This window comes from Mycobacterium paraffinicum (genome assembly GCF_001907675.1).
Classification (GTDB): Bacteria; Actinomycetota; Actinomycetes; order Mycobacteriales; family Mycobacteriaceae; genus Mycobacterium; species Mycobacterium paraffinicum_A.
This window is the reverse complement of record NZ_MPNT01000023.1, coordinates 26,013-52,278: the sequence shown is the minus strand read 5'-3', so window position 1 is coordinate 52,278 and position 26,266 is coordinate 26,013. Positions and strand designations below refer to the sequence as shown.

The 26,266-nt window shown below is 68.5% G+C and carries 22 protein-coding genes and 2 pseudogenes; 15 read left to right on the top strand and 9 right to left on the bottom strand.

Going from position 1 to position 26,266, the window contains the following annotated elements; all coding sequences use genetic code 11:
• Positions 1–31: 31 nt before the first annotated feature.
• Positions 32–1,060 carry a cupin gene (locus BRW65_RS21565; RefSeq protein WP_073878090.1) on the bottom strand — a complete coding sequence of 343 codons (1,029 nt, stop codon included), beginning with the start codon at positions 1,058–1,060 and terminating at the stop codon, positions 32–34.
• Between the two features lie 150 nt (positions 1,061–1,210).
• On the opposite strand from BRW65_RS21565, the gene BRW65_RS21560 reads away from it, so the two are divergent.
• Both BRW65_RS21560 and BRW65_RS21555 read left to right on the top strand, forming a co-directional pair.
• Positions 1,211–1,882, top strand: a complete 672-nt coding sequence (locus BRW65_RS21560; protein WP_073878089.1) for a GntR family transcriptional regulator — start codon at positions 1,211–1,213, stop codon at positions 1,880–1,882.
• Positions 1,883–1,974: 92 nt separating this feature from the next.
• Entirely contained in the window at positions 1,975–2,259 is a 285-nt protein-coding gene (locus tag BRW65_RS21555) for a GlsB/YeaQ/YmgE family stress response membrane protein (protein ID WP_073878152.1), read from the top strand.
• Between the two features lie 49 nt (positions 2,260–2,308).
• Here BRW65_RS21555 and BRW65_RS21550 read toward each other — a convergent pair whose 3' ends face one another.
• From BRW65_RS21550 to BRW65_RS21540, 3 genes are read right to left on the bottom strand one after another with little or no spacing between them, the layout of a single operon-like run.
• Positions 2,309–3,400 (bottom strand): adenosine deaminase, encoded by a 1,092-nt coding sequence (locus BRW65_RS21550; protein WP_073878088.1) that lies wholly within the window; start codon positions 3,398–3,400, stop codon positions 2,309–2,311.
• Complete coding sequence (locus BRW65_RS21545; protein ID WP_139273207.1) at positions 3,397–4,683, bottom strand: thymidine phosphorylase; 1,287 nt, start codon at positions 4,681–4,683, stop codon at positions 3,397–3,399. The genes BRW65_RS21550 and BRW65_RS21545 overlap by 4 nt, the downstream gene beginning before the upstream one ends.
• Positions 4,680–5,078, bottom strand: coding sequence for a cytidine deaminase (locus BRW65_RS21540; RefSeq protein ID WP_073878086.1), 399 nt, complete (start codon positions 5,076–5,078; stop codon positions 4,680–4,682). The genes BRW65_RS21545 and BRW65_RS21540 overlap by 4 nt, the downstream gene beginning before the upstream one ends.
• 239 nt (positions 5,079–5,317) lie before the next feature.
• Between BRW65_RS21540 and sdhC the strand changes: the two genes are divergently transcribed.
• Genes sdhC through BRW65_RS21520 form a run of 4 tightly spaced genes read left to right on the top strand, consistent with a single transcriptional unit; the run spans position 5,318 to position 8,679 of the window.
• Positions 5,318–5,656, top strand: a complete 339-nt coding sequence (sdhC, locus tag BRW65_RS21535; protein ID WP_244168162.1) for a succinate dehydrogenase, cytochrome b556 subunit — start codon at positions 5,318–5,320, stop codon at positions 5,654–5,656.
• Positions 5,653–6,123 (top strand): succinate dehydrogenase hydrophobic membrane anchor subunit, encoded by a 471-nt coding sequence (locus BRW65_RS21530; RefSeq protein ID WP_073878083.1) that lies wholly within the window; start codon positions 5,653–5,655, stop codon positions 6,121–6,123. The genes sdhC and BRW65_RS21530 overlap by 4 nt, the downstream gene beginning before the upstream one ends.
• 1 nt (position 6,124) lies before the next feature.
• Positions 6,125–7,879, top strand: coding sequence for a succinate dehydrogenase flavoprotein subunit (sdhA, locus tag BRW65_RS21525; protein ID WP_073878081.1), 1,755 nt, complete (start codon positions 6,125–6,127; stop codon positions 7,877–7,879).
• A complete protein-coding gene (locus tag BRW65_RS21520) occupies positions 7,879–8,679 on the top strand; it encodes a succinate dehydrogenase iron-sulfur subunit (RefSeq protein ID WP_073878079.1) in 801 nt (266 codons plus the stop codon). Before sdhA ends, BRW65_RS21520 begins: the two co-directional genes overlap by 1 nt.
• On the opposite strand, the gene BRW65_RS21515 is transcribed toward BRW65_RS21520, so the two are convergent.
• The gene (locus BRW65_RS21515) at positions 8,680–9,744 is read right to left on the bottom strand and encodes a GGDEF domain-containing protein (protein WP_244168159.1); all 1,065 of its coding nucleotides are present in this window, start codon (positions 9,742–9,744) and stop codon (positions 8,680–8,682) included.
• Between the two features lie 148 nt (positions 9,745–9,892).
• Between BRW65_RS21515 and BRW65_RS21510 the strand changes: the two genes are divergently transcribed.
• The 4 genes from BRW65_RS21510 to BRW65_RS21495 all read left to right on the top strand — a co-directional run bounded on the left by BRW65_RS21510 (position 9,893) and on the right by BRW65_RS21495 (position 15,764).
• Positions 9,893–10,483, top strand: coding sequence for a carboxymuconolactone decarboxylase family protein (locus BRW65_RS21510; protein WP_073878075.1), 591 nt, complete (start codon positions 9,893–9,895; stop codon positions 10,481–10,483).
• A gap of 150 nt (positions 10,484–10,633) precedes the next feature.
• Positions 10,634–11,380, top strand: a complete 747-nt coding sequence (locus BRW65_RS21505) for an aspartate/glutamate racemase family protein (protein WP_073878073.1) — start codon at positions 10,634–10,636, stop codon at positions 11,378–11,380.
• 479 nt (positions 11,381–11,859) lie between these two features.
• On the top strand, positions 11,860–13,164 hold the full coding sequence (locus BRW65_RS21500; protein WP_073878071.1) for an alpha/beta hydrolase: 1,305 nt from the start codon (positions 11,860–11,862) through the stop codon (positions 13,162–13,164).
• Complete coding sequence (locus tag BRW65_RS21495; protein ID WP_073878069.1) at positions 13,161–15,764, top strand: phosphatidylglycerol lysyltransferase domain-containing protein; 2,604 nt, start codon at positions 13,161–13,163, stop codon at positions 15,762–15,764. The genes BRW65_RS21500 and BRW65_RS21495 overlap by 4 nt, the downstream gene beginning before the upstream one ends.
• 26 nt (positions 15,765–15,790) lie before the next feature.
• Here BRW65_RS21495 and BRW65_RS21490 read toward each other — a convergent pair whose 3' ends face one another.
• Positions 15,791–16,693, bottom strand: coding sequence for a sigma-70 family RNA polymerase sigma factor (locus BRW65_RS21490; RefSeq protein ID WP_073878067.1), 903 nt, complete (start codon positions 16,691–16,693; stop codon positions 15,791–15,793).
• Positions 16,694–16,818: 125 nt separating this feature from the next.
• Here BRW65_RS21490 and BRW65_RS21485 point away from each other — a divergent pair.
• Both BRW65_RS21485 and BRW65_RS21480 read left to right on the top strand, forming a co-directional pair.
• Positions 16,819–18,174 (top strand): annotated as a pseudogene (locus tag BRW65_RS21485) (aspartate aminotransferase family protein); the annotation flags it as partial.
• 21 nt (positions 18,175–18,195) lie between these two features.
• Positions 18,196–18,396 (top strand): annotated as a pseudogene (locus BRW65_RS21480) (MMPL family transporter); the annotation flags it as partial.
• 92 nt (positions 18,397–18,488) lie between these two features.
• Here the strand turns inward: BRW65_RS21480 and BRW65_RS21475 are convergent.
• The gene (locus BRW65_RS21475) at positions 18,489–18,725 is read right to left on the bottom strand and encodes a hypothetical protein (protein WP_208611905.1); all 237 of its coding nucleotides are present in this window, start codon (positions 18,723–18,725) and stop codon (positions 18,489–18,491) included.
• Entirely contained in the window at positions 18,634–20,052 is a 1,419-nt protein-coding gene (locus BRW65_RS32035; RefSeq protein WP_208611904.1) for an MFS transporter, read from the bottom strand. Before BRW65_RS32035 ends, BRW65_RS21475 begins: the two co-directional genes overlap by 92 nt.
• A 170-nt stretch (positions 20,053–20,222) precedes the next feature.
• Here BRW65_RS32035 and BRW65_RS21460 point away from each other — a divergent pair, with 170 nt between their 5' ends.
• The 3 genes from BRW65_RS21460 (at position 20,223) to BRW65_RS21450 (ending at position 24,944) form a co-directional block, all read left to right on the top strand.
• The gene (locus tag BRW65_RS21460; RefSeq protein ID WP_073878057.1) at positions 20,223–21,470 is read left to right on the top strand and encodes a D-alanyl-D-alanine carboxypeptidase family protein; all 1,248 of its coding nucleotides are present in this window, start codon (positions 20,223–20,225) and stop codon (positions 21,468–21,470) included.
• 136 nt (positions 21,471–21,606) lie between these two features.
• Positions 21,607–22,044: an MmpS family transport accessory protein gene (locus BRW65_RS21455; protein WP_073878055.1), complete on the top strand. Its 438-nt coding sequence runs from the start codon at positions 21,607–21,609 to the stop codon at positions 22,042–22,044.
• The gene (locus tag BRW65_RS21450; protein WP_073878053.1) at positions 22,041–24,944 is read left to right on the top strand and encodes an RND family transporter; all 2,904 of its coding nucleotides are present in this window, start codon (positions 22,041–22,043) and stop codon (positions 24,942–24,944) included. The genes BRW65_RS21455 and BRW65_RS21450 overlap by 4 nt, the downstream gene beginning before the upstream one ends.
• On the opposite strand, the gene BRW65_RS21445 is transcribed toward BRW65_RS21450, so the two are convergent.
• Entirely contained in the window at positions 24,941–26,260 is a 1,320-nt protein-coding gene (locus BRW65_RS21445; RefSeq protein WP_073878051.1) for an MFS transporter, read from the bottom strand. The genes BRW65_RS21450 and BRW65_RS21445 overlap by 4 nt on opposite strands.
• Positions 26,261–26,266 lie beyond the last annotated feature (6 nt).

Genomic DNA, 26,266 nt, shown 5'->3' with positions numbered 1-26,266 from the left:
CCCGGTGGGCCCCGTGCACTCCTCCGCCGGGTCAGCCGGCGACGAGGTCGCGGCGCTGCGTGAACTTGATGTCGAGGCTGCGCAGGTGGGTCTGCAGCCCGGCGTCCTGGATCGGGATCAGGTGCGCGGGCTGGTCGGTCTCGTTGTAGTGGGCGTGCCACATGCCCGGCGGGGTGGTGAAGGCGCAGCCGGCCCGCCAGTCCACCCGGGTGGGGTCGACGATGTCACCGTGCTCGTCCAGGCGGGTGCCCAGCAGCGTGTAGCAGCCGCTGGCCGGCGCGTCGAGGATCAGATCCAGGGCCACCGACTGGTGCCGGTGCGGGCGCTGCACCTGGTTCGGCGGCAGCACGCCGAACATGGCCCACAGCACGTGGGTGATGGTCAGCGTCTGCTCCTGGTTGGCGTTGGCCAGCAGCACGCTGACGCGGCTCTTCTCGTTGGCGCCCGGGCGCGACGCGATCTCCTCCAGCTTGGCGACGGCGTCCGAGCGGCGGAACTTGGTGGCGCGGAATCGCGGCCGGGTGGCGTCGGCGCCCAGGTAGCGCATCAGCGGCTCGTCGTGCACCCAGTACATGGTCGTGTCGGTGGCCGCGTAGAACACCGAGTGGGTGCCGGCGGGCAGGGTCAGGAAATCCCCCTTTTCCCACTGCACCAGGTGGCCGTTGACCGCGGCGAAGCCCCGCCCGTACAGCACGTAGTACAGCTGCGAGGTGGCGTTGGGGCTGGTGTCGACCTGCTCGCCCGGGCGGATGCGCACGAAGTTGGCGAGCAGCGCGGGGCTGGTCGCGGCGCCGGCCTCGATGCCCAGGTCCTTGGAAAGGTCCAGCGGGATCACGCCGGTCGGCTTGTCGGTGTAGACATCCGGGTCGAACCGGGTAACCGGGACCTGCGGGACGTGGCCCGAGCCGATCGGGTTGGCGGCCTTGGAGTACTCGAAGTACTCGGCGTCGGAGGCCCAGTCCTGGAAGCGACCTTCGAAGCCGTATTCGGCCACGTTGATCATCGGCGCGGGGATCGTCGGATCCAGGTTCGGGGTCACGGCTTGTTCGGTGACGGGCATTTCACGGCTCCTTCGACCTGCTCGGGGGTTCGTCGGCACATCTCATGTTTCTCTCGTATCTATCTTGTATCTCAGTTGTTGACATGTCAAGGTGGGCGGTGGTGTACCGTCACCACACTGCTGGGATACGACTTAGCTACGGAAGGCTCGATGGCAACGATCGACCCGCGACCGGCCACGGCCAAGGACCGCGCGCTCGACTACGTCAAGACGCAGGTGCTCACCGGTGCGTTCCCCGGCGGGGAGCTGATCAGCGAGGGCGACGTCGCCACGGCGCTGGGAATGTCACGCACGCCGGTACGCGAGGCCTTCCTGCGGCTGGAGGCGGAGGGGCTGCTGCGCCTCTACCCGCAGCGGGGCGCCCTGGTCGTCCCCGTGTCTCCGGACGAGGTCCGCTCGGTGATGGAGGCGCGGCTGGTCTTGGAGCAGTTCGCGGCGGCCAAGGCGGTGGGGCGCGGGCCCGCCTCGTGCGCCGCGATTTTCGAGCGGCTGTCGGGCGAGCTTCGGCGCCAGCGCGCGGCGGCCGACCGCTCCGATTGGCCCGATTTCCTCGACGCCGACCGGGCGTTCCACGCCATCACGCTGGCCGAGTCGGGAAACGCCATTCTGGCGGGTTTCCATGCCTCCCTGCGGGACCGGCAGATGCGGATGATCGGCGAATCGGCGCTGCGCGATCCGCACCGGGTGACGACCATCCTCGACGAGCACCGCGAGATCGCCGAGGCGCTGCGCGACGGCGACGGCCCGCGGGCGTCGCGCGCCGTGCAGACGCATCTGGCCAGCACGGTGCGCGCCATCGGGCTCGCTTCCGATTTGATTTGAGCCCCGGCGAATTGTGTTAGAAGTCGGCTGATTCGGGGAAGTCCCGTCAAAGATGGCGCCCACCCCGGGTGCCGCTACGACAGGAGCTCGAAGTGATCACATCCATAATCCTCGCCCTCATCGTGGGCGCGATCATCGGTTTGGTCGCCCGCCTCGTGATGCCGGGACGGCAGAACGTCGGCATGATCATGACGGTCGTGCTCGGGGCCGTCGGCGGCCTGGTCGGCTCATGGGCCGCCAGCCAATTCGGATACCACAACGCCAACGGCGGGGTGGCCTGGGTTCCGTTCTTCATCGGAGTGGGCGCCGCCATCGTTTTCATCGCCATCTACGAATCGCTGACCGGTCGCCGCACCGGGACCCGGCTGCCCCGTTAACCCGTCGGCCGAAAAGCTGCGCCGCTCACCCGGATTCGGGCGGGCGGCGTCAGCCTGCGATCAGCACCGCATAGCGCGGCTTGATCACGTCGTCGATGATCGCCAGCCGCTCGTCGAACGGGAGGAACGCCGACTTCATCGCGTTGATGGTGAACCGCTCGAGATCGCTCCAGCCGTAGCCGAACGCCTCGACCAGGCGCCACATTTCGAGGCTCATCGTGGTATCGCTCATCAGGCGGTTGTCGGTGTTGACCGTCACCCGGAACCGGGTGCGGGCCAACAAGTCGAACGGGTGGTCCGCGATGCTTTTCACGGCGCCGGTCTGCACATTGGAACTCGGGCACAACTCCAGCGGAATCCGCTTGTCCCGCAGGATAGATGCCTGCTGGCCCAGCCGGACCTGGCCGTCTTCGAGGACCTCGATGTCGTCGACGATGCGCACCCCGTGGCCCAGCCGGTCGGCGGCGCAGAACGCGATCGCCTCGTGGATCGACGGCAGCCCGAACGCCTCGCCTGCGTGAATGGTGAAGCGCGCGTTGTGGTCTCGCATGTACTCGAAGGCGTCCAGGTGCCGCGTCGGCGGATTGCCGGCCTCGGCGCCGGCGATGTCGAATCCCACAACACCCTTGTCGCGGAACCGGATTGCCAGCTCGGCGATCTCCCGGGACACCGCGGCGTGCCGCATGGCGGTGACCAGCAGCCGCACCACGATCGGCCGGCCCGCGGCGGCGCAGGCCTGCTCGCCGTCGGCGAAACCGGACAGCACGGCGTCCACGATCTCGTCGAACGACAGGCCCCGGTCGATGTGCAGCTCCGGGGCGAACCGGATCTCGGCGTAGACCACCGAATCGGCGGCCAGGTCTTGTACGCACTCGTAGGCGACGCGGTGCAGCGCGTCGGCCGTTTGCATGACCGCCACGGTGTGCGAGAACGGCTCCAGGTAGCGCTCCAGCGAACCGCTGTGCGATCGGGTGCGAAACCAGGTGGCCAGCTCGTCGACGTCGGTGGTGGGCAGCCCGTCATAGCCGGTCTGGCCGGCGATTTCGACCACGGTCGCCGGGCGCAGGCCGCCGTCGAGGTGGTCGTGCAGCAGCGCCTTGGGCGCCCTCTTGATCTGCTCTAGGCCCAGCGGTGTCGTCACGTCACGATCCGGTCGATGATCAGCGGCCGCGGATCCGGCGCCGCGTCGCCGACGTGATAGCCGCCATCCAGTTCGGCCAGCGCGGCGCCGAGGCGCTCCGGGGTGTCGGTGTAGAGGGTGAACAGCGGCGCGCCGGGAGCCACCGGGTCGCCGGGGCGGCGGTGGATCCGGATGCCGGCGCCGGCCTGCACCCGTTCGCCCGGACGGGATCTGCCCGCACCGAGCCGCCAAGCCGCCTGCCCCACTGCCATCGCGTCGATATCGCCCATTGTGCCGCCCCGGCCCGCGGTCACGGTGTCGGAATGCGCACCGATCGGCAACGGAACCGACAAATCCCCGCCCTGAGCCGCGACGAGCCTGCGGAATCGGTCCATCGCGGTGCCGTCGCGCAGCGTCTCGGCGGGGTCGCGGCCGTCGATCCCGGCCAGCGCGAGCATCTCGCGGGCGAGCCGCACCGTCAGCTCCACCACGTCGGGCGGACCGCCGCCGGCCAGCACGTCCAACGCCTCGGCGACCTCGAGGGCGTTGCCGACGGTCGCGCCCAGCGGGGCGTTCATGTCGGTCAGCAGCGCGCGGGTGGGCACGCCGTGCGCCGCCCCCAGCCCGACCATGGTGTGGGCCAGCTCTCGGCACCGGTCCAAAGAGGGCAGCAGCGCGCCTGAGCCCACCTTCACGTCGAGCACCAGGGCGCCGGTCCCCTCGGCCAGCTTCTTGCTCATCACCGAGCTGGCGATCAGCGGCAGCGACTCGACGGTGGCGGTGACGTCGCGCAGCGCGTACAGCTTGGCGTCGGCCGGCGCCAGCTCGCCGGCGGCGAAGATGGCCGCGCCGACGTCGAGAAGTTGCTGGCGCACGTGCCGGCTGGACAGCGCGGGGGTGAACCCGACGATCGACTCGAGCTTGTCCAGCGTGCCGCCGGTATGCCCGAGCCCGCGCCCCGACGCCTGGGGCACCGCCGCCCCGCAGGCGGCGACGACGGCCACCAGGGGCAGGGTGATCTTGTCCCCGACGCCGCCGGTGGAGTGCTTGTCCACGGTCGGCAACGGCAGGTCGCGGAAGTCCAGCCGCGGGCCGGAGGCCAGCATGGCCGCGGTCCAGCTGGCGGTCTCGCCGGGGTCCATGCCGCGCAGGAAGATGGCCATCAGCAGCGCCGACATCTGCTCCTCGGCCACCCGGCCGTTGGTGTAGGCGTCGACGACCCACTCGATGGCGGCATCGGACAGCCGGCCGCCGTCGCGCTTGGTCCGGATCACCGTCGGCGCGTCCAATGCGCGGTCGATCAACGGGGTTCCCATGGCAGGTCGGCGCCGAAGGCGTCGGGCAGCAGCTCGCCGAGGCGGCGGGGCCCCGCCGGGTGATCGATCAGCAACTCGGTGCCGCCGTGCTCGAGGAGCAGCTGGCGGCACCGCCCGCACGGCATCAGCGGGGCACCCCGCCCGTCCACGCAGGCCACCGCGATCAGCCGGCCGCCCCCGGTCGCGTGCAGGGCGCACACCACACCGCATTCGGCGCAGAGACCAAGACCATATGAGACGTTCTCCACATTGCAGCCGGTGACCACGCGCCCGTCGTCCACCAGAGCGGCCGCCCCCACCGGGAACCGCGAATAGGGCGCGTAGGCCCCCGCCGCGGCACCGATTGCCATGCGGCGCAGCGCTTTCCAATCGACATCAGGCATTCCCGACCCCGCTCAGCTCTTGCCACGTGAGACTGCCACCCTAACCCCGACGGGCGGGTTCGCCAGGCGGACTGCTCGGCGCGAGCCGTCCCCGCGCCGGGTTAGGCTGAACTGCGTCGATGTCAGAAGGCGGTGAGGATCGGGTGACCACACAGGCGACAACCGCGGATCCGGCGGCACAACCTGCGCCCTCGCGCAGGCGGCGACCACCCCGCACCCTGTATCGGGGCGACCCGGGTATGTGGTCGTGGGTGCTGCACCGCATCAGCGGCGCGACGATCTTCTTCTTCCTGTTCGTCCACGTGCTGGACGCCGCGATGCTGCGGGTGAGCCCGCAGACCTACAACGCGGTGATCCACGACTACCAGACCCCCGTCGTCGGCCTGATGGAGTACGGCCTGGTGGCCGCCGTCCTCTTCCACGGGTTGAACGGGATCCGCGTCATCCTGATCGACTTCTGGTCGGAGGGCCCCCGCTACCAGAAGGTGATGTTCTGGATCGTGGGCATCGTCTTCCTGCTGCTCATGGTTCCGGCCGGCGTGGTGACCGCCATTCACATCACCGAGCACCTCCGATGAGCTCCCCCGACCTGCAGCTCGGCCGCGGCCAGGTGGCCCCCGTGCGCCAGCGCAGCCACGACCGGCCGGCCAGCCTGGACAACCCGCGCTCGCCGCGGCGCCGCGCCGGCATCCCCAACTTCGAGAAATTCGCCTGGCTGTTCATGCGGTTCTCCGGCATCGCGCTGATCGTCCTGGCCGTCGGGCACCTGTTCATCATGCTGATGTGGGACAACGGCGTGTACCGCATCGACTTCAACTACGTCGCGCAGCGCTGGGCCTCGCCGTTCTGGCAGTTCTGGGATCTGGCGCTGCTGTGGCTGGCGCAGCTGCACGGCGGCAACGGCCTGCGCACCATCATCGACGACTACAGCCGCTCGGACCGCACCCGGTTCTGGCTGAACAGCCTGCTGCTGCTGTCGATGGGGTTCACGTTGGTCCTCGGCACCTACGTGCTGGTGACATTCGACCCGAATATCGGAGGCTGACGTGATCCAGCAGCACCGCTACGACGTGGTCATCGTCGGCGCCGGCGGTGCCGGCATGCGCGCCGCGGTGGAGGCCGGCCCGCGGGTCCGGACCGCCGTGCTCACCAAGCTCTACCCCACCCGCAGCCACACCGGCGCCGCCCAGGGCGGCATGTGCGCGGCGCTGGCCAACGTCGAGGACGACAACTGGGAGTGGCACACCTTCGACACGGTCAAGGGCGGCGACTACCTCGCCGACCAGGACGCGGTGGAGATCATGTGCAAGGAAGCCATCGACGCGGTGCTCGACCTGGAAAAGATGGGGATGCCGTTCAACCGCACCCCCGAGGGCCGCATCGACCAGCGCCGCTTCGGCGGGCACACCCGCGAACACGGCAAGGCCCCGGTCCGCCGGGCGTGCTACGCCGCCGACCGCACCGGCCACATGATCCTGCAGACCCTCTACCAGAACTGCGTCAAGCACGACGTGCAGTTCTTCAACGAGTTCTATGCGCTGGACCTGGTTTTGACGCAGACGCCGAGCGGCCCGGTGGCCACCGGCGTGGTGGCCTACGAGCTGGCCACCGGCGAGATCCACGTCTTCCACGCCAAGGCCGTGGTGCTGGCGACCGGCGGCTCGGGCCGGATGTACAAGACCACCTCCAACGCGCACACGCTGACCGGCGACGGCATCGGCATCGTGTTCCGCAAGGGACTCCCGTTGGAGGACATGGAGTTTCACCAGTTCCACCCCACCGGCCTGGCCGGGCTGGGCATCCTGATCTCCGAGGCCGTGCGCGGCGAGGGCGGGCGGCTGCTCAACGGTGAGGGCGAGCGTTTCATGGAGCGCTACGCGCCGACCATCGTCGACCTTGCGCCCCGCGACATCGTCGCGCGCTCAATGGTTTTGGAGGTGCTGGAGGGCCGCGGCGCGGGCCCGCACAAGGACTACGTCTACATCGATGTGCGCCACCTCGGCGAGGACGTGCTCGAGACCAAGCTGCCCGACATCACCGAATTCGCCCGCACCTACCTCGGCGTCGACCCGGTGCACGAGCTGGTCCCCGTCTACCCGACATGTCACTACGTGATGGGGGGCATTCCCACCACGGTCACCGGACAGGTGTTGCGGGACAACACATCCACGGTGCCGGGCCTGTACGCGGCCGGCGAGTGCGCGTGCGTGTCGGTGCACGGCGCCAACCGGTTGGGCACCAATTCGCTATTGGACATCAACGTGTTCGGCCGTCGCGCCGGGATCGCCGCCGCGGATTACGCCGACGGGCACGACTTCGTCGACATGCCGCCCAACCCGGAGGCGATGGTGGTCGGCTGGGTCGGCGACATCTTGAGCGAGCACGGCAACGAGCGGGTGGCCGACATCCGCGGCGCGCTGCAGCAGTCGATGGACAACAACGCCGCCGTGTTCCGCACCGAGGAGACGCTCAAGCAGGCGCTGACCGACATCCACGCGCTCAAGGAGCGCTATTCGCGAATCACGGTGCACGACAAGGGGAAGCGCTTCAACAGCGACCTGCTGGAGGCCATCGAGCTGGGTTTCCTGCTGGAGCTGGCCGAGGTCACCGTGGTCGGCGCCCTGAACCGCAAGGAATCCCGCGGCGGGCACGCCCGGGAGGACTACCCGAACCGCGACGACGTCAACTACATGCGCCATACCATGGCGTACAAGCAGGGCACCGATCTGCTGAGCGACATCGCGCTGGACTTCAAGCCCGTCGTGCAGACCCGTTACGAACCGAAGGAACGGAAGTACTGATGTCCGACACCGTCGAAGTCGAGGCCGACCGGGGACCCGAGCCGCCCTTGCCGCCCGTCCCCGAGGGCGCGGTGCTGGTGACCCTCAAGATCGCCCGGTTCAACCCCGACAACCCCGACGCCTTCGCGGAAACCGGTGGCTGGCAAAGCTTTCGGGTGCCCTGCCTGCCCAGCGACCGCCTGCTGAACCTGTTGATCTACATCAAGAGCTATCTGGACGGGACGCTGACCTTCCGGCGCTCCTGCGCCCACGGCGTGTGCGGTTCGGACGCCATGCGCATCAACGGCGTCAACCGGCTGGCCTGCAAGGTGCTGATGCGCGACCTGTTGCCCGAGAAAACGGGCAAGCAACTCACCATCACGGTCGAACCGATCCGGGGGCTGCCGGTGGAAAAAGACCTGGTGGTCAACATGGAGCCGTTCTTCGACGCCTACCGCGCAGTCAAGCCCTACCTGGTCACCAGCGGGAATCCCCCTACGCGGGAACGCATTCAGAGCCCCACCGACCGCGCCCGCTACGACGACACCACCAAGTGCATCCTGTGCGCGGCCTGCACCACCAGCTGCCCGGTGTTCTGGCACGAGGGCAGCTACTACGGCCCGGCGGCGATCGTCAACGCGCACCGCTTCATCTTCGACAGCCGCGACGAGGCCGCCGCCGAGCGCCTCGACATTCTCAACGAGGTGGACGGCGTGTGGCGCTGCCGCACCACCTTCAACTGCACGGAATGCTGCCCGCGCGGCATCCAGATCACCAAGGCCATCCAGGAGGTCAAGCGCGCGTTGATGTTCACGCGCTGATCATCTGGGTGGCTCACACAGCTCGTGGTGACTGCTCTGGTTGCCGCCCAACCGTTTGGCCTGGTACATGGCCGCGTCGGCGGCGGTGACCAACTCCGCCAGGACCGATTGCGGTTCGGCCGCGGTGTCGTCGAGGTCGGCGCAGGCCGTGCCGATGCTGGCTGTCACTCCCGCGGCCGACGCCGCGATGACGTCACACATCCTCGCCGCCAACGACTCGGCGTTGCACGTCTTCGACGTGCCGGCCAACAGGAACTCCTCACCGCCGCTGCGCGCCACCACCGAGTCGTCGGAGGCGGCCAACAGGGCTTGGGCGACCTGAACCAGCGCGCGGTCCCCCGCGGCGTGACCGAGCCGGTCGTTGATCGCCTTGAAATTGTCGAGGTCGATCAGCATGACCACCAGGTGCGAGTCGATGCCCCGTCGGGACAAGAGCATCCCCAACGCCTCGTGCTGGAATGTGCGCCTGTTCAGCAGGCCGGTCAACGGATCCCGGTCGGCCTGCAGCAGATCTCCCGTCAAGGCGCGCATCAAGATCCGAATCGCCAGCGGCAGCGCGATGTTGACTTCGATGACCAGCCACAGATCGACCCCGGCGAGGCTGGGATGCCCGGATCTCGCGAGCGACATGGCCTCCCAAGACCCCACCGCGGCGGCCACGGCGAAGTTGTACAGCACGAACCCGGTGGTGTGAAAGAACGCCATGTAAGCCCCGAAGGTCGCGAATGCGATGCAGCCGATCAGCGCGGCCAGGGGGTTCGGATGCGCCAGGCACGCCAACGCGACGGCGGTGTTGCACGTCAGGGCGAACACGATCGACTGCCTGCGTGTCGGCCAGCGCCAGGTCCACAACAGCACGCCCGCCACTCCACCGGCGAGGGCAACCCACATCATCGCCACCGGCACCGATCCGCGGGGGCCGTCCGAGCTGGCCAGCAAGGCGACGAGGCACAACACCAGCGATGCCGAAATGAGCGCCATCGTCGCCCGAGTAGCGCCGCCGATGCCCCGCGAAGCAAGGTAGCCGGAGAGCCAGTCGTACTGGTCGGCCCGAGGGCTAGACACCGCGGTCATCGTCGACTCGCAATCACACCGTTCCTCGATTCGAAAAGGCTAGCCGCATGCTACGGCTCCCCCGCTGCTCACGAGGCAGATTGCGCGCCGCCGGGCGAGCGGCCGTCACACTTTCGCGGCCCGTCCCGTCTTCAGGGGTATGACACAGAGAACCCGCATCGAGCCCCTGTCCCCCCGGCGCGCCGGCCTGCTGACCCGCGCGCTGTACCGGATCGCCAAGCGGCGCTACGGCCAGGTCCCCGAACCGTTCACCGTGGCCGCCCACCATCGCAAGCTGATGATCGCCGGCGCCGTGCACGAGACGATGATCGACCGGGCGTCCAAGGCGCTGCCGGTCAGCGTGCGTGAGCTGGCGGTGTTGTGGACCGCGCGCAGCATCGGCTGCTCGTGGTGCGTCGACTTCGGGTCCATGCTGCAGCGCCTCGACGGCCTGGACATCGACCGGCTCAAAGAGATCGACAGTTACGCCAGTTCACCGCTTTTCACCGACGACGAGCGCGCCGCGATCCGGTACGCCGACGCGATGACCACCGATCCGCACACCGTCACCGACGAACAGGTCGCCGACCTGCGCGCCCGGTTCGGCGACGCCGGCGTCATCGAGTTGACCTATCAGATCGGCGTGGAGAACATGCGCGCGCGGATGAACACCGCGCTGGGCATCACCGAGCAGGGCTTCAGTTCCGGCGACGCCTGCCGTGTGCCGTGGGCCGAAGAAGTCGGCGGATAGCATCCTCCATTCGCCGGACACGCAAATCGTCCGATACGGGGAGCGGCAAATCCCCCGCCGCGTGAGCCGAACGGCGGAAAGACATCATCCGGGTCGCGGGGGATAGTCGTTGTGTGCCCGAAAAGGGACGCGACCGACTCGGAGATCGACATGGACCAAGTGATCGGCCCCGCGCGGCAACGGCGACTGGGTGTCGTGGACGGGCTGGGCCCGCGCACCACCGCCCGGTTCTACGCGATGCTGTGCGAGCGGCATCGGGCGCTGACGGGCGGCTCCAGTCCGGACGTGGTGGTGCACACCATCACGGTGCAGCGGCGGCTCGGCGAACCGGCCTCGACCGGCTCGTCCCGGCCCGGCCGCCAGGAGGGGGTGCGGAACCTCATCACCCGGACGTCTCGATCGCTGGCCGGAAGCGGCGCGGACGTGATCGCCGTCGCGTGTAACGCCACCACGATCGACCGTGCGACGGGCGGCCCGGCATGCATCGGGATGGTCGAGGCGACGGCTCGGACGCTGCGCCGGCTCAACTTTCGCCGGGTCGGCCTGCTCGCGTCGAGCATCATGGTGTCGTCGGCGGCCTACCAGCGCGGCCTGGCCGAGGCGGGCATCACCGTCGTCTCGCCGGCCGGACGCGATCAGGAGATCGTCGACCGGTTCATCGAGTCGCTGCGGCGGTCCCGGATTCCGATCCCCGTCCCGGGAGAATTCCTGCGCGTCATCCCGAAGTTCGGCGACGACGTCGACGCGCTCCTACTGGACTGCAACGAGCTCTACGGCGTCGTCGACGCCGAGATGGTGGGCAAGCCCGTGATCGACAGCGTGACCGCGCTGGTCGAGGAATCCTCTCGCCTACTGCTGGATCCGGTCACCCACACCACCGAGCCGGCCCGACATTGAATCCATTGCCGCGGAACGACCGTCCCGCCGTTGGCCGCTATCGCATTGGCGGCCCCACCGCCCTCGGCATAGCGCCGGTGAACTCGGTCGGATCAGCGATATCCTATAGGGCGCAAGCGTTTCCGTTACGCACACTGATTGCGAGAATCCGCGGCAGCAGGTTTTGACGCCGGTTGTCGCCCGCGGCGGCCGCAGCGGTCGCCCGGTCCGGGCAGCGCGACATTGAAGGCATAGCCCGCCGTCCCTGCCGTTCGCGTGCGAAAAGAGCGGCCGGTGAAACTTCGGCAGAGTTCCGAAAACCGCTCACCCGTCGTGATATACAGCCATTACTCCCAGGTCGCCTGCCCCGCAGCCAGGGACGACGATGGCCCGGTCGGCTCTTCGACAGGCACCGTCGCACCGGCCACGACGGACGAGGGCCGCTTACGGGGCGCGGCATACAGGCTGCGGCAATGAGCGCGAAGCCAAACGGGAGAGCTATGAAGTCACCCTTGGACTGGTCGCTGATCGACTTCCCGGCGCAGGCGCTGCTCGTGGTGTCGGTGCTTTGCCTCCTGGTCGCGCTGCTGTGGAGGCGTGGGCGCCAGTGGTGGCTGCGCGCCGTACCGCTCAGCGTGGTTATCGCGGTCCTCGTTGCGGTGGCCGGCTATTTCACGGTGAACTACCGCTGGCATCCCTACCCGGACATCATCCCGTGGCCGCTGTTCGCCTGGGGCGGGTTCGCCGCCCTGGTGTTATGCCTGTCGGCTGCCAGGATGCGTCGGTCCGGCTGGCCGGCACGCGCGCTGATGGTGCTGGGCGTGCTGTGGTCGGTCCTCATGATCGGCGCGCAGGCCAACATCCACTACGCGGCGTTCACCACCGCACGCAAGCTGGTCAACCCGCTGCTGCACCCCGTCAGCGACCTCTCCTCGGTCACCTCGAGCCAGCCCAGCGCCGTGCGCGCGTCGGCAGGCGGCACGCTCGAACAGCTGTGGCAGCCTCCCGCGAACATGCCCGCGGACGGTCAGGTGGTGAAGGCGTCGATTCCGGCCTCGGGCCGGTTCACGCCGCGTGAGGCGCTGATCTACCTGCCGCCCGCCTACCTGGCCAACCCGAGGCCCGAACTGCCCGTGCTCGTACTGCTTCCCGGCGACCCGGGAGCGCCGCGCGACTGGATCGACAAGGTGCACGTCGACGACGCGCTCGGCCAGTTCGCCGCGCAGCACAAGGGCCTGGCCCCGGTGGTGGTGATGGCCGACCAGCAAGGTGTCGCGGAAAACAACCCGAGCTGCGTGGACTCCACGTGGGGAACGCCGCAGACCTACCTGGCCGAGGACCTTCCGCGCTGGGTGTCGGCGAACCTGCAAGTGAGCCGGGACCACCGCCAGTGGGCGATCGGCGGCCTGTCGTCGGGCGGCACCTGCTCGCTGCTGGTAGCCCTTCGCGCCCCGCAGACCTTTCCGAACCTGGTGGACATGTCTGGCCAGCGCGAGCCGATCCTGACCAGCCACGCCGAAATCGTCACCAAGCTGTTCAACGGCGACGAGGCTGCGTACAACAACGTCACACCGAAGGACATCATGGCCAAGCGGCAGTATCCCGACACCAACGCGCTGATCACGGCCGGCTCCGACGACCGGGTCTATAACCCCCAGCAGCAGGAGATCTACGTGGCTTGCCGGCAGGCCGGCATGAAGGTGCAGTGGCGGGAATTTCCCGGCGGGCACACCTTCGCCGTGTTCCGGGCCTCCTTCGAAGCGGCGATTCCCTGGCTCGCGACGCGCACGGGGCTGGCCCAATGACCGCCGCGGTGCTCGATCAACCGACGACGGTGCTCGACAAGCGCGCCGTCGTGCAGCACAACGCGCGGCGGGCGCTCGCGCTGCTGCGGCAGTCGCCGGTGACCGTCGGGCTGGTTGTCGCGCTGTGGGGGCTCGGCGCTTTCACCCACGCGTGGTCGGTGTGGTCGAACAACACCGAGAACTCGCCGGGCATGCCGCACGGCCTCGTATCGAAGGTCGCCATCGGCACATCCCAGCTGGAGCGTGGCTTCTGGTGGACCCCGTTTACCGCCGGACTCTGGAACGTGTCGCTGGCCGCCTACATGGTCGCCACGCTGTTCACGCTGGCCGTGGGCGTTCCGGCCGAGCGGTTGCTCGGTCCTCGCCGGACCGCCCTCTTCCTCGCGGCCGGCCAGGTGCTGAGCAGCCTGCTCGGTGTGGGCACCGTCGCGCTGCTGTCCCGGACCGGCGACTCGTGGCTGACCAACCTCGACAAGGAGCTCGCGGTCGGCACCACGCCGGCGCTGGTTTGCCTCGCCGTGGTGATGACGTTCAAGCTGTCGGCGCTGTGGCGGCGCCGGCTGCGGCTGTTGATGTTCAGCGGCGTCGTGGTGTTCGCGCTGTATTCGGGCACGCTGCTCGACGTCCTGCGCGTTTTCGGTGCGGTAACCGGGCTGCTGTTGGGCTGGCTGCTCTACCGCTCCGAAGCGCGTGCCGCCGTCTCGCCCCCCTCACGGTCGGAGTCCAGGGTGCTGGTGGGCACGGTGGTTGCCGCGACGGCGTTCGGCCCTCTGCTGACCCTGCTTGGCTCCACCGGCGCCTGGCTCGCCTACCCCGGCTACGGCCCGCTGCGAATCTTGCAGTCGCTGTTCGCCTCCCCCGCCGAGGACAGCGAGCGCATGCGGCAGATATGTGCCGACCCCGGGTTGAGTGAAGCCTGCCGGCTGGCGGTCTCGCAGACCCTCGGGACCGGTGTGGGCTCGGCGATCACCTCGGTGGGGCCGGCGCTGCTGCTGCTGGCGGCCGCCGTCGGGTTGCGGCGCGGGCGCCGCTTCGCGTGGTGGTTGGCGCTCCTGCTCAACGCGGCGCTGGTCGCGGGCAGCGCCTGGTTCGCCGTCTTGTGGACACGCGACGCGGCCGACGCGGGATCTGTCGTGCACGACGTGGACGACACTTACTCGTTCGCTCACGACACGCTGATCCTGGTTGCGCCGATTGTGGTGCCCTGCCTGATGATCGCGCTGTTGCTGTTCACCCGGCCGTTGTTCACGGTGACCGCGCCACGCGCTACCTATCTACGGCTGGGGCTGGGCCTGGCGGCCACCGCCGTGCTCACCGCCGGCGGCTACCTGCTGGTCGCCTATTGGGAACGCAAGGAATTCGACCCCGCGCCGGACTTCGCCCGCCTGCTGGCCGACCTGCCCACCCGCTACCTGCCGCCGGCCTACGAGCTGGCGCACAGCGCAAAGTTCCTGCCCAACAGCGGGCTTGCCCTTCTGGCGTGGGAGTTCTGCGGCGCGGTGTTCTGGGTGATGCTGCTGGCCGGGTTGCTGATCAGCTTCTGGCGGGCCAGCGTCGTCGTCGACGACGTGGCACGGACCCGGGCGCGGGAGCTGATGGTCGCCAACAGCGGATCCTCGCTCGCCTACATGAGCACCTGGCCGGGCAACGTGTACTGGTTCACCGACGACGGGCGCGCGGCGTTCGCCTACCGCGTCGTGGCCGCCGTGGCGCTGACGACAGGCGGGCCGCTGGGCGATCCGGGTGCGCAGGGGGACGCGATACGCGGCTTCGGGCGGTTCTGCGACCGCAACGGCTGGACGGCATGCATGTACAGCGTCACCGAGGACGTGCGGGACCTCGCGCTGGAGCTGGGGTGGCACGCGGTGCAGGTGGCCGAGGACACCGTGATTCCGCTGGCCGAACTGGAGTTCAAAGGCAAGAAGTGGCAAGACATCCGGACCGCGCTGAACAAGGCGGCCAAGGAGGGCATCCGCGCCGAGTGGACGAGCTATCCGGAGGCGCCGTTGTCGATACGCGACCAGGTCCGGGTGATCTCCGAGGAATGGGTGGCCGACAAAGGCATGCCCGAGATGGGTTGGACGCTAGGCGGTTTGGACGAGCTCGACGACCCGACCGTGCGCTGCCTGATCGCCGTGGACGAGCAGTGGATCGTGCACGGCATTACCAGCTGGTTGCCGGTCTACCGGGACGGGCACGCGGTTGGTTGGACGCTGGACTTCATGCGCAGGCGGGGCAGCAGCCCCTTCAAGGGCGTGATGGAGTTTCTGATCGCCTCTGCCGCACAGACCTTTCGGGAGGAGGGCGCGGAGTTCCTCAGCCTCTCCGGGGCGCCGCTGGCCCGGCTGGCCCGGGGCCAGGAGGTCACGGCGCTGGACCGCATCCTCGACGTCACCGGCAAAGCGCTGGAGCCGGTGTACGGGTTTCGCTCGCTGCTCAGCTTCAAGGCCAAGTTCCAGCCCGAGTACCGGCCCCTCTACATGGCCTACCGTGACCCGTCGACGCTGCCCGCGATCGGCAACGCGATCAGCCGCGCCTACCTACCGCACCTCACCGCGCGGCAGGGGATTCGACTCGCGCGGAGGCTGGCCAGGAGATAGTCCACGCGAGGGGGCCGCGGCCGGTGCTAGGGCCGTCGCAGCGGGGAGCCGGCGAACTTGTCCGGGTTGGCGATATCCCAGAGGGCGCTGACCTTTCCGTCGCGAACCGTCAACGCCGTGATCCGCGGCAGCATCTCCCGATACCCGTCGGAAGCGGGTAATCCGGCGGTGTAGATGCCCAGCTCCCCGTTGACCAGCCCCAGCTCGTAGGAGGTGAACATCGCCGGTCCGTACCGCTGCGCCAGGCCCTGCATGAACCGGACCACCTTGGCCGGGCCGCGGATGGTCTGAACGGCCGTGGGCGCCTTGCCATTCGAATCGCCGGTGAAGGTGACGTCGGGGTGCAGCAGCGAGACCACGGTGTCCAGGTCGCCGGCGGCCATGGCCGCCATCAGCCGGCCGACCACCTCATCGTGCGACGGGTCGGGCTCGGGCGGCGGGTCCGCGCTGACGGCCTTGCGGGCCCGCGACGCCAGCTGCCGGGCGGCGGCCTCGCTGATGCCGAGCACGCCGGCGACTTCGGCGAACGGCACCGCGAACCCGTCGTGCAGCACGAAGGCCACCCGCTGATCGGGCGACAACCGCTCCAGCACCACCATCGCGGCGAACCGGGCGTCCTCGCGGGAAACCACGGCCGACAGCGGGTCGGCCCGGTCGAGGCCGGTCACCACCGGCTCCGGCAGCCAGTTTCCGGTGTAGGTCTCGCGGCGGTGCGCGGCCGAGCGCAGCCTGTCCAGGCCCAGCCGGCTCACCACCGTGGTCAGCCAGGCCCGCAGGTCGCTGATCTCGGCGTCTTGCCGGTCCCAGCGCAGCCACGCCTCCTGCACGACGTCCTCGGCGTCGGCGACCGTGCCGGTGAGTCGGTAGGCGACCGCCATGAGGTGCGGTCGCAGGGCTTCGAATTGTGAGACCTGTTCGGTCCCGGTCATATCGCGAGCCTAGCGCGGCGACGGCGAGCGCCGGAACGGCGCGAGCAAGGAGCCGCGCCATCAACACCCGCGGCGACGGCGAGCGCCGGAACGCCGCGAATAAAGGGCCCGCGCCAGCAGCTCGAGCGGCTAGTCTCGCAGACACCATGACAGAGCACCTGTGGCTGCACTTCGCCCGGCACGGCGCCGGCATCACGCCGCCGATCATCGTGCGAGGCGAGGGGGTGATGATCTTCGACGACCGCGGCAAGAGCTACCTCGACGCGCTGTCGGGACTGTTCACGGTCCAGGTCGGCCACGGCCGCACCGAACTCGCCGAGGTCGCCGCCCGGCAGGCGAGCACGTTGGCGTATTTCCCCCTGTGGGGCTATGCCACCCCGACCGCCATCGAGCTCGCCGAGCGCCTCGCGCGCTACGCCCCGGGTGACCTCAACCGGGTGTTCTTCACCACCGGCGGGACCGAAGCGGTGGAGACCGCGTGGAAGCTGGCCAAGCAGTACTTCAAGCTGACCGGCAAACCCGGTAAGCACAAGGTGATTTCGCGGTCGATCGCCTACCACGGCACCACCCAGGGCGCCCTGGCGATCACCGGCCTGCCCGCGTACAAGGCACCGTTCGAACCCGTGACGCCGGGCGGCTTCCGGGTGCCCAACACCAACTTTTACCGGGCGCCCGAGCCGTTCGCCGACGACCCCAAGGCCTTCGGCCGATGGGCCGCCGACCGGATCGCCGAGGCCATCGAGTTCGAGGGCCCCGAGACCGTCGCCGCGGTGTTCCTGGAGCCGGTGCAGAACGCGGGCGGCGCCATTCCCCCTCCCCCCGGCTATTTCGACCGGGTGCGCGAGATCTGCGACTCCTACGACGTGCTGCTGGTCTCCGACGAGGTGATCTGCGCGTTCGGCCGGATCGGCTCGATGTTCGCCTGCAGCAGTGAGATCGGGGACTTCGGTTATGTGCCCGACATGATCACCTGCGCCAAGGGCCTGACGTCGGGCTACTCCCCGCTTGGCGCGATGATCGCCAGCGAGAGATTGTTCGAACCGTTCAATGACGGCGCCACCGTCTTCCCGCACGGCTATACCTTTGGCGGACACCCGGTTTCGACGGCCGTGGGGCTGGCCAACCTGGACATCTTCGAGCGCGAGGGCCTCAACGATCACGTCAAGCAACACGCGTCCGCGTTCCGCGCCACCCTGGAGAAGCTGTACGACCTGCCCGTCGTCGGCGATGTCCGCGGCGAGGGCTATTTCTACGCCGTCGAGCTGGTGAAGGACAAGGCGACCAAGGAAACGTTCAGCGCCCAAGAGTGCGAACGGGTGTTGCGCGGCCACGTGTCGCCAGCGCTTTTCGAGGCGGGCCTGTACTGCCGCGCCGACGACCGCGGCGATCCGGTGGTTCAGGTGGCGCCACCGCTGATCAGCGGTCAGCCCGAGTTCGACACCATCGAATCCATCCTGCGCGACGTGCTCAGCCAGGTGTAGCCGCCCCAGAGCGTCGCCAGGGTCACCTTGGTCTTGGTCTTGGTCCTGGTCGGCGTCGAGCTGGGCGCGATTCGCGGGGTCGTCGCTATCCTGGCTTACCACAACGTGTTCGGGCTTTCGGCGTTCGCCACGAACCTGCTCACGCTGTTCGCCATCGCCGCCAGCACGGACTACGCGATCTTCATGCTCGGCCGCTACCACGAGGCGCGCTACGCGGGCGAGACCCCTGCGCCATCGGCACGTTGGTTGCGGTCGATCGGATACCGCCGGACAAATCGCATGTCCCCCGGTCGGGGGAACGGCCCGCGCAGGGCCTAGCCGGCGGCCAGTATCCGGTTCACCTCGTACGCGGCCAATGACACCTCGCGGCCGCGCGCGGCGGTCGGCTCATGGGAGAACCGCGCCACGGCGTTGCAGAGCCAGGCGAGTGCGGAACGCACCTCGGCATCGGGTGAGGCGTCACGATGCGCCTTCAGCTCGGTCAACACCTGGTCGAGCCCGGAGCGGCGAACCTGCGTCGCCTTCTCGGCCTGCTTGATCAGCTGTTTCAGTGGCCGCGGGCCGGGCGCACCGCCACCGCCGCGGGAACCCCGCAGCCGAGACCACAAGCCATCGTTTGGAATAGCCGCAAGTGTAGGGCTTGGCGGCGTTCCCCGGCTGGGGAGCCCTCAGGGACGCGATCGCCGCGATGGCGGACAGCCCGAACACCACGACGACCGGCCAGATCGCGGTGTGCCTCTGGGCGATTCCGCCGAGCGCCGCCCCTAGCACCGTCGACACGACGGCAACCAACGTCGAGCAAAAGCCGATCAGCGTCCCGCGGTGCTGTTCGGCGGCGGCCGCGCTGATCCACGAGATTCCGGCAGCGACGACGGCCGCACCGGCGAGCGTCGCCAGGAAGAACACCGTGCCGTACACCCAGACGCGCAACCACTGTCCGGAGAGCTCGGCCAGGATGCACGCCGCGGCGGCGACGGCGCTGAGGATGGCGCTGCCCACCAGCATGCCGCGCACCCCGTACACCCGGTGCACCCTGGTCCACACCGGTGAACCGACGACCAGCCCGATGCTGGAAACGATGACCAGCACGTGCAAACCGCCGCCCTGGTGGGCGGTTCGCAACGCGTAGAAAGTGGCGCCCAGGCTGACGGGAGCGAACAACAGGGAGGTGATCACGTACCGGCGAAACCACGGCTCGCACCGGGCGACCCCGAAGCCCTGCCGGTAGGTCTCCCGAAACGACATCTGCGTGGTCGGCGAAATCGACCGCACCGGGCCCAGGAACAGCGCGGCGATTCCGGATGCCGCCAGTCCGGCGGCGCCCAGCCACAACAGGGTGCGGTGATACGCCATCGTGCTGCCGCGGGCGAGCAACGGCACGATTACAAGAGCGACGACGGTAGCCAGCACCGACCCGATGGCCCCCTTGACCAGCAGCAGCTCACCCCGCCGGAAGTCGGACAGCCTGCTCGAAATCAGGTCGAGATAGGCGACGCGAGACAGCGCGACGACGACTCCACCGACCGCGGACACCACCACGAACACCGTGCTGGCGAACAATCCGGTCCAGGCGATCGCCGCGTCGCACACGATCAGTGCGGCGGAGGCGGCCGCCAGCGCTGCCAGCAGCAGGTGTCGCATCTGGCCCGCTCGCTGCAGGGCGGCCGGCGACAGCGAGTGTCCCACGATGGAGCCGATGCTGTACGCCGGAAACAGCATCGCGGCCGCCCAGGTCAGGCCGTGGTGGGCGGCAATGAAGGGCAGCACGACCGCACCGTTGCTCAGCTGCATCCCGGCGGTGTGGATCGTGCCCTGGGAAAGCAGTCGCCAGAACGGGTTCGTCTGGGTCGAGGCGTCGGGCGCGAACGGTACGCGCATGGCCGGTCACGATACCGGCCTCTGAGCTGCGATAACCGGACTTCGAGCGGATACGGTCTGCGAAATCGGCCGCCCTCCGCCCAGCTGACGGTCGATTCTTAACTCCTGTCGCAGCAGCCACAGCGCGGCTCCCCGGGATGGGGCTGTCGATCGCCTAGTCTGCTCAGATAATGAGCCTCCTACGCCCCGCGTCATGCCTGGCAGCAGCCCTTTTTGTGGCGGCCGCTCCGGCGGCCGTCGCCGCGCCGATCGCCAGCGCGGAGCCCGGCGCCGAGCCCAACGCCGCTACCGCCAACTGCCCCTTCAAGGTGAACACCCCGCCCGCGGTCGACTCGTCGGAGGTTCCGCAGGCCGGTGACCCGCCGATCCCGCTGGCGGTGCCGCCGAAGCCGGTCGGTGGGGAGGCGCTGGGCAGCTGCGGCATCGTCGCCGCGCCCGATACGCCGCCGCTGCCGACCGACGTCAGCGCCGACGCGTGGCTGGTGGCCGACCTGGACAGCGGCGCGGTGGTCGCGGCCAAGGACCCGCACGGCCGCCACCGCCCCGCCAGCATCATCAAGGTGCTGATCGCGATGGCGTCCATCAACGCGCTCAACCTGAACAAGTCGGTGCCCGGCACCGCCGACGACGCGGCCGCCGAGGGCACCAAGGTCGGCGTCGAGGAGGGCGGGGTGTTCACCGTCAACCAGTTGCTGCACGGGCTGCTGATGCACTCCGGGAACGACGCCGCACACGCGCTGGCCATGCAACTCGGCGGTATGCAGCAAGCGGTGGAGAAGATCAACGTGCTGGCCGCCAAGCTCGGTGGCAAGGACACCCGGGTCGCGACGCCGTCCGGGCTGGATGGGCCCGGCATGAGCACGTCGGCCTATGACATCGGGCTGTTCTACCGCTACGCCTGGCAGAACCCGACGTTCGCGGACATCGTCGCGACGCGGACGTTCGACTTCCCCGGCCACGGCGACCATCCCGGCTACGAGCTGGAGAACGACAACCAGCTGCTCTACAAGTACCCCGGCGCCGTGGGCGGCAAGACCGGCTACACCGACGACGCCGGCCAGACGTTCGTGGGCGCCGCCAACCACAATGGCCGGCGCTTGATGGCGGTGCTGCTGCACGGGACGCGGGTGCCGATCGCCCCGTGGGAGCAGGCGGCGCATCTGCTGGACTACGGCTTCAGCACGCCGCAGGGCACCCAGGTCGGCAACCTCATCGAACCCGACCCCTCGCTGGCGCCGGCCAAACGCGACGGCGCCGCCGACCGGCAGGCCAACGGCGCCGAGGCGGCCGCGCTCATTCCCTCGGCGGACGCGCTGCCGGTCCGGGTGGGCGTCGCCGTCATCGGGACGATCATCGTGTTCAGTTTGATCATGGTGGCGCGGGCGATGAACCGCCGGCCGCAACATCAGCACCGTTGACCGCGGACCGGCAACGCCACATAACGATTATTTGAAACCCCCCAATGCTTTAGCGCACCGACGGTAGCCTCTAACTCGCCAACGCAACCAAACATCGAATTGTTATTGCGACCCGGGGCAAAGCGCGAGGGCAAGAATGAATTCGGTCACTTCAGCCGTGAAGCGAATGTGGTTGCTGCTGGCCGTCATCGCCATTGCCAGTGTCGCGGCATTCGGTATCTATCGCCTCCATAGCATGTTCGGCGTTCATGGGCACCCCGTTGTCCAGGTCAAGGCCGACCTCGACGATCCATTGTTCGACCCGAAACGCGTGACCTATGAAGTCTTCGGCCCCGCCGCGACCGCAAAGATCGCCTATTTGGATCCCGACGCGCGCGTGCAACGCCTGGAAAACATTCCGCTGCCGTGGTCGCAAACGGTGACGACGACGCTGACATCGGTCACCGTCAATCTGTTGGCGCAAAGCGACGGCGGCGAGATCGGCTGCCGCATCATGGTGAACGGCGCGACCAAGGACGAGCGGTCCGAGACCGGACCGAAAGCCCTCACCTTCTGCCAGGTCAATGCCGGATGAGCGAGACAACCGCCGCACCGGCCGCTGGTCGCCCGCCCTTTCCACAGCAGATCCGCCGGTTCGCGGTGCCGATCGTCCTGTTGTGGCTGGGGCTCACCGCCGTCCTCAATATCGCGATCCCGCAACTGGAAGCGGTCGGCAAGGCGCACTCGGTTTCGATGAGCCCCGCAGGCGGAGCTTCGATTCAGGCGCTCAAGCGCGTGGGCAAGGTGTTCGGCGAGTCCGGCTCCGACAACGTCGCCACGATCGTGCTCGAGGACCGCAAACCCCTTGGCGACGACGCGCACCGATTCTATAGCGAACTGTTGCAACGTCTTTCGGCCGACACCAAGCACGTCGCGCACATCCAGGACTTCTGGAGCGATCCGCTGACGGCCGGGGGATCGCAAAGCCCCGACGACAAGGCCGCCTACGTCGTGGTCTACCTCGCCGGCAAAAGCGAGACGGCGGCCTACAATTCGGTCTACGCCGTGCGGCACATAGTGGACACCACGCCGGCGCCACCGGGGCTCAAGGCGTATGTGACCGGCATGACCGCGATGATCGCCGATCAATCGGAGGCCGGCGACAAGAGCATCGCCAGGGTCACCCTGATCACCGGTGTGGTGGTCGCGGCGATGTTGCTCTTCATCTACCGGTCGGTGATCACCATGATCCTCGTCCTCGCCATGGTGGGGATCGAGCTGGGGGCGATTCGCGGCGTGGTCAGTTTTCTGGTCTCGCACAACGTTTTCGGCCTGTCGACCTTCGCGGTCAACCTGCTCACGCTGCTGGCCATCGCCGCCAGCACGGACTACGCGATCTTCATGCTCGGCCGCTACCACGAGGCCCGCTACGCGGGTAAGGACCGAGAAGCCGCGTTCTTCGCCATGTTTCACGGCACCGCGCACGTGATCCTGGGCTCCGGCCTGACCATCGCCGGCGCCATGTATTGCCTCAGCTTCGCCCGGCTGCCGTACTTCAAGTCGCTCGGTCCGCCCTGCGCGGTGGGCATGTTGGTCGCCGTGCTGGCCGCGCTCACGCTCGGACCGGCGGCGCTGACCGTCGCCAGCTTCTTCGGGTTCTTCGATCCCAAGCGGAGGATGGCCACCCGCCGGTGGCGCCGGGTGGGCACCGCGATCGTGCGCTGGCCCGGCCCGGTGCTGGCGGCGACCTGCGCGGTGGCGTTCATCGGGTTGCTCGCCCTGCCGAGTTACCGCACGACCTACGATCTGCGTGGATTCATGCCGGCCAGCATGCCGTCCCTGGTCGGGGACAGGGCCGCGGCTCGGCACTTCTCGCAGGCGCTGTTGAATCCCGATGTGCTGCTGCTCGAGACCGATCACGATATGCGCACCCCGGTCGACATGCTGGTCTTGGACAAGGTCGCGAAGGCCATTTTTCATAGCCCCGGAATCGCGCAGGTGAAATCGATAACCCGCCCGCTGGGAACGTCGATCAAACACACCTCGATCCCCTTCATCATCAGCATGCAAGGCGTCTCCAATGCCGAGAACATGCAATTCATGAAGGACCGATTGGACGACATGGTGGTGCAGCAGCAGGCCATGACCGTGTCCATCGAAACCATGAAGCACATGTATGACCTGATGGGTCAGATCGTCGACAACACCGTCGACATGGACCACCTCACCCACGACATGTCGAACATCACCGACACCATCAGGGATCATCTCGCGGACCTGTCGGATTTCCTGCGGCCGATCGGCAGCTATTTCTACTGGGAACGGCATTGCTACGACATCCCGGTGTGCTGGGCGATCCGGTCGGTATTCGACACGTTCGACAACGTCGATCAGCTCAGCCAGAAATTGGAGGGCCTGGTCGGGGATTTGGACGTCCTGACCCGACTCCTGCCGGAGATGCGGGCGCAAATGCTGCCGATGATTTCGACGATGACCATCATGCGCGACATGCTGGTCGTCTGGCACGGCACCCTGGTGTCCTTCTACAAGGAACAGGAGCTGAACAGCAAGGACCCCGGTGCGATGGGCCGGGTCTTCGACGCCGCTCAGGTCGACGACTCGTTCTACCTGCCGCAGTCGGCCTTCGACAATCCGGATTTCCAGCGCGGCCTGAAGATGTTCCTGTCACCGGACGGCAAGGCGGCCCGCTTCATCATCGGCCTGGACGGCGATCCCTCGACGCCCCAAGGCATCGCCCGCGTCGAGCCGATCCAGCAGGCGGCCAAAGAGGCCATCAAGGGAACCCCGCTGCAAGGCGCCGCGATTTCCATGGGCGGCACCGCCTCGACGTACCGGGACATCCAAGAGGGCGCCTTCTACGACCTGCTGATCGCCGGGGTCGCCGCGATCAGCCTCATCTTGATCATCATGCTGCTGGTGACCCGCAGCCTGATCGCCGCGCTGGTCATCGTCGGGACGGTGCTGGTATCCCTGGGCTCGTCCTTCGGCCTGTCGGTCCTGCTCTGGCAGGACATCCTGGGCATCGACCTGTACTGGCTGGTCTTGGCGATGTCGGTGATCCTGCTGTTGGCCGTGGGATCGGACTACAACCTGTTGCTGATCTCCCGGCTCAAGGAGGAGATCGGCGCCGGCCTGAACACCGGCATCATCCGCGCGATGGCCGGCACCGGCGGCGTGGTGACCGCCGCCGGCATGGTCTTCGCCGTCACCATGTCGCTGTTCGTGTTCAGCGACCTGCGGATCATCGGCCAGATCGGCACCACCATCGGCCTGGGCCTGCTGTTCGACACCCTGATCGTGCGCTCCTTCATGACACCGTCCATCGCCGCGCTGCTCGGGCGCTGGTTCTGGTGGCCACAACGGGTGCGACCCCGCCCGGCCAGCCAGATGCTCCGACCCTACGGGGCCCGCCGCCTGGTGCGCGCCCTGCTGCTCACCCCCGCCGACAAATCCCCGGAGCCGGCGCGGCCCTAGGCGGCCTGCAGGCTCAGCGCCGGCGCCATGGCCGCCAGGGGCCGCTCGGGGCTCGCCACGCTGCGCATGCGACGCACGACCGGCCGCCGCGTCTCGGACGCAGGCGCGCGCAGCGAAACAAGGACGGCGGCGACCGTCAACGTCAGCATGAGGACGTCCGGCCAGATCGTGGTGTGCAGTTGGGCGATCGCGCCGAGCGCGACGCCCAGCACCGCCGACGCGACGTTGTACAGCGTCGAGGCGAAGCCGATCAGCGTCCCCCGGTGCTCCTCGGCGGCGACGACACTGATCCAGGAGACGCCGGAGGGGAAGATCGCCTGAGCGGCCACGGTCGCCAGGAAGAAGGCGGTGCCGTACGCCCACGCGTGGGACCACTGGCCGCTCGACTCGGCCGCGATGCACAGCACGACGGCGGCGACGCTGAGCAGGGCGCTGCCCAGGAGCATGCCGCGCACGCCGAAGATGCGGAAAGCCCTGCGCCACAACGTCGAACCGAGAACCAGGCCGATGCTGGACAGGACGATCAGCACGTGCAGGCTGCCGTGGTGGTGGGCGGCGCGCAGGGTGTAGAAGAAGGTGCCCAGGTTGACCGGCGCGAACAACAGGTAGGTGAGCACGTACCGGCGGAACCACGGCTGGGACCCGGCGACCGCGAAGCCCTGCCGGTAGGTGTCCCGCACGGACATCCGGGTGGTGATCGAAGCCGACCGCATCGGCCCGACGAACAGCGCCGCGACGGCGGACGCGGCCAGACCGACGGCGCCCAGCCACAGCAGGTCGCGGCGATAGGCCGTTTGGTTGCCGTGCGCCAGCATCGGCACGATCAACAACGTGACGCCGGTGGCCAGCACCGACCCGATGGCCCCCTGGATCAGCAGCAACTCGCCCCGCCGCGACGCCGACAGCTTGTTGGACACCAGGTCGGGGTAGCCGACGCAGCCGATCCCGACGACGACGCCGCTGACCACGCAGGTCAGCAGGAACACCGCGGCGGTCAACATGCCCGTCCAGGGGATCACAGCGTCGAGCAGGAGCATGCCCGCCGCGGTCGCCCCGACGGCCGCCAGCAGCAGGTGGCGCATCCGGCCCGACCGCTGCAGGACCGCCGGCGAGATCGAATTTCCCGTCAGCGCGCCCATTCCGTACGCCGGAAAGATCAGCCCGGCCGCCCAGCCGAGGCCCTGGTGCGCGCAGACCACCGGCAGCACGACCGCGCAGTTGCTGAGCTGCATCCCCGCCGTGTACAGCGTGCCCTGCGACAGCAACCGGCCGAACGGGCTTTTCTCCGCCGGGGCCGGGGCCAACGTGATGGACATAACAAA

Excerpts from the sequence above, each read along its gene's own strand:
- BRW65_RS21565 (WP_073878090.1), bottom strand. The coding sequence starts at position 1,060 with ATGCCCGTCACCGAACAAGCCGTGACCCCGAACCTGGATCCGACGATC.
- BRW65_RS21560 (WP_073878089.1), top strand. The coding sequence starts at position 1,211 with ATGGCAACGATCGACCCGCGACCGGCCACGGCCAAGGACCGCGCGCTC.
- BRW65_RS21540 (WP_073878086.1), bottom strand. The coding sequence starts at position 5,078 with ATGCCTGATGTCGATTGGAAAGCGCTGCGCCGCATGGCAATCGGTGCC.
- sdhC (WP_244168162.1), top strand. The coding sequence starts at position 5,318 with ATGTGGTCGTGGGTGCTGCACCGCATCAGCGGCGCGACGATCTTCTTC.
- BRW65_RS21530 (WP_073878083.1), top strand. The coding sequence starts at position 5,653 with ATGAGCTCCCCCGACCTGCAGCTCGGCCGCGGCCAGGTGGCCCCCGTG.
- BRW65_RS21520 (WP_073878079.1), top strand. The coding sequence starts at position 7,879 with ATGTCCGACACCGTCGAAGTCGAGGCCGACCGGGGACCCGAGCCGCCC.
- BRW65_RS21510 (WP_073878075.1), top strand. The coding sequence starts at position 9,893 with ATGACACAGAGAACCCGCATCGAGCCCCTGTCCCCCCGGCGCGCCGGC.
- BRW65_RS21505 (WP_073878073.1), top strand. The coding sequence starts at position 10,634 with ATGGACCAAGTGATCGGCCCCGCGCGGCAACGGCGACTGGGTGTCGTG.
- BRW65_RS21500 (WP_073878071.1), top strand. The coding sequence starts at position 11,860 with ATGAAGTCACCCTTGGACTGGTCGCTGATCGACTTCCCGGCGCAGGCG.
- BRW65_RS21495 (WP_073878069.1), top strand. The coding sequence starts at position 13,161 with ATGACCGCCGCGGTGCTCGATCAACCGACGACGGTGCTCGACAAGCGC.
- BRW65_RS21490 (WP_073878067.1), bottom strand. The coding sequence starts at position 16,693 with ATGACCGGGACCGAACAGGTCTCACAATTCGAAGCCCTGCGACCGCAC.
- BRW65_RS32035 (WP_208611904.1), bottom strand. The coding sequence starts at position 20,052 with ATGCGCGTACCGTTCGCGCCCGACGCCTCGACCCAGACGAACCCGTTC.
- BRW65_RS21460 (WP_073878057.1), top strand. The coding sequence starts at position 20,223 with ATGAGCCTCCTACGCCCCGCGTCATGCCTGGCAGCAGCCCTTTTTGTG.
- BRW65_RS21455 (WP_073878055.1), top strand. The coding sequence starts at position 21,607 with ATGAATTCGGTCACTTCAGCCGTGAAGCGAATGTGGTTGCTGCTGGCC.
- BRW65_RS21450 (WP_073878053.1), top strand. The coding sequence starts at position 22,041 with ATGAGCGAGACAACCGCCGCACCGGCCGCTGGTCGCCCGCCCTTTCCA.
- BRW65_RS21445 (WP_073878051.1), bottom strand. The coding sequence starts at position 26,260 with ATGTCCATCACGTTGGCCCCGGCCCCGGCGGAGAAAAGCCCGTTCGGC.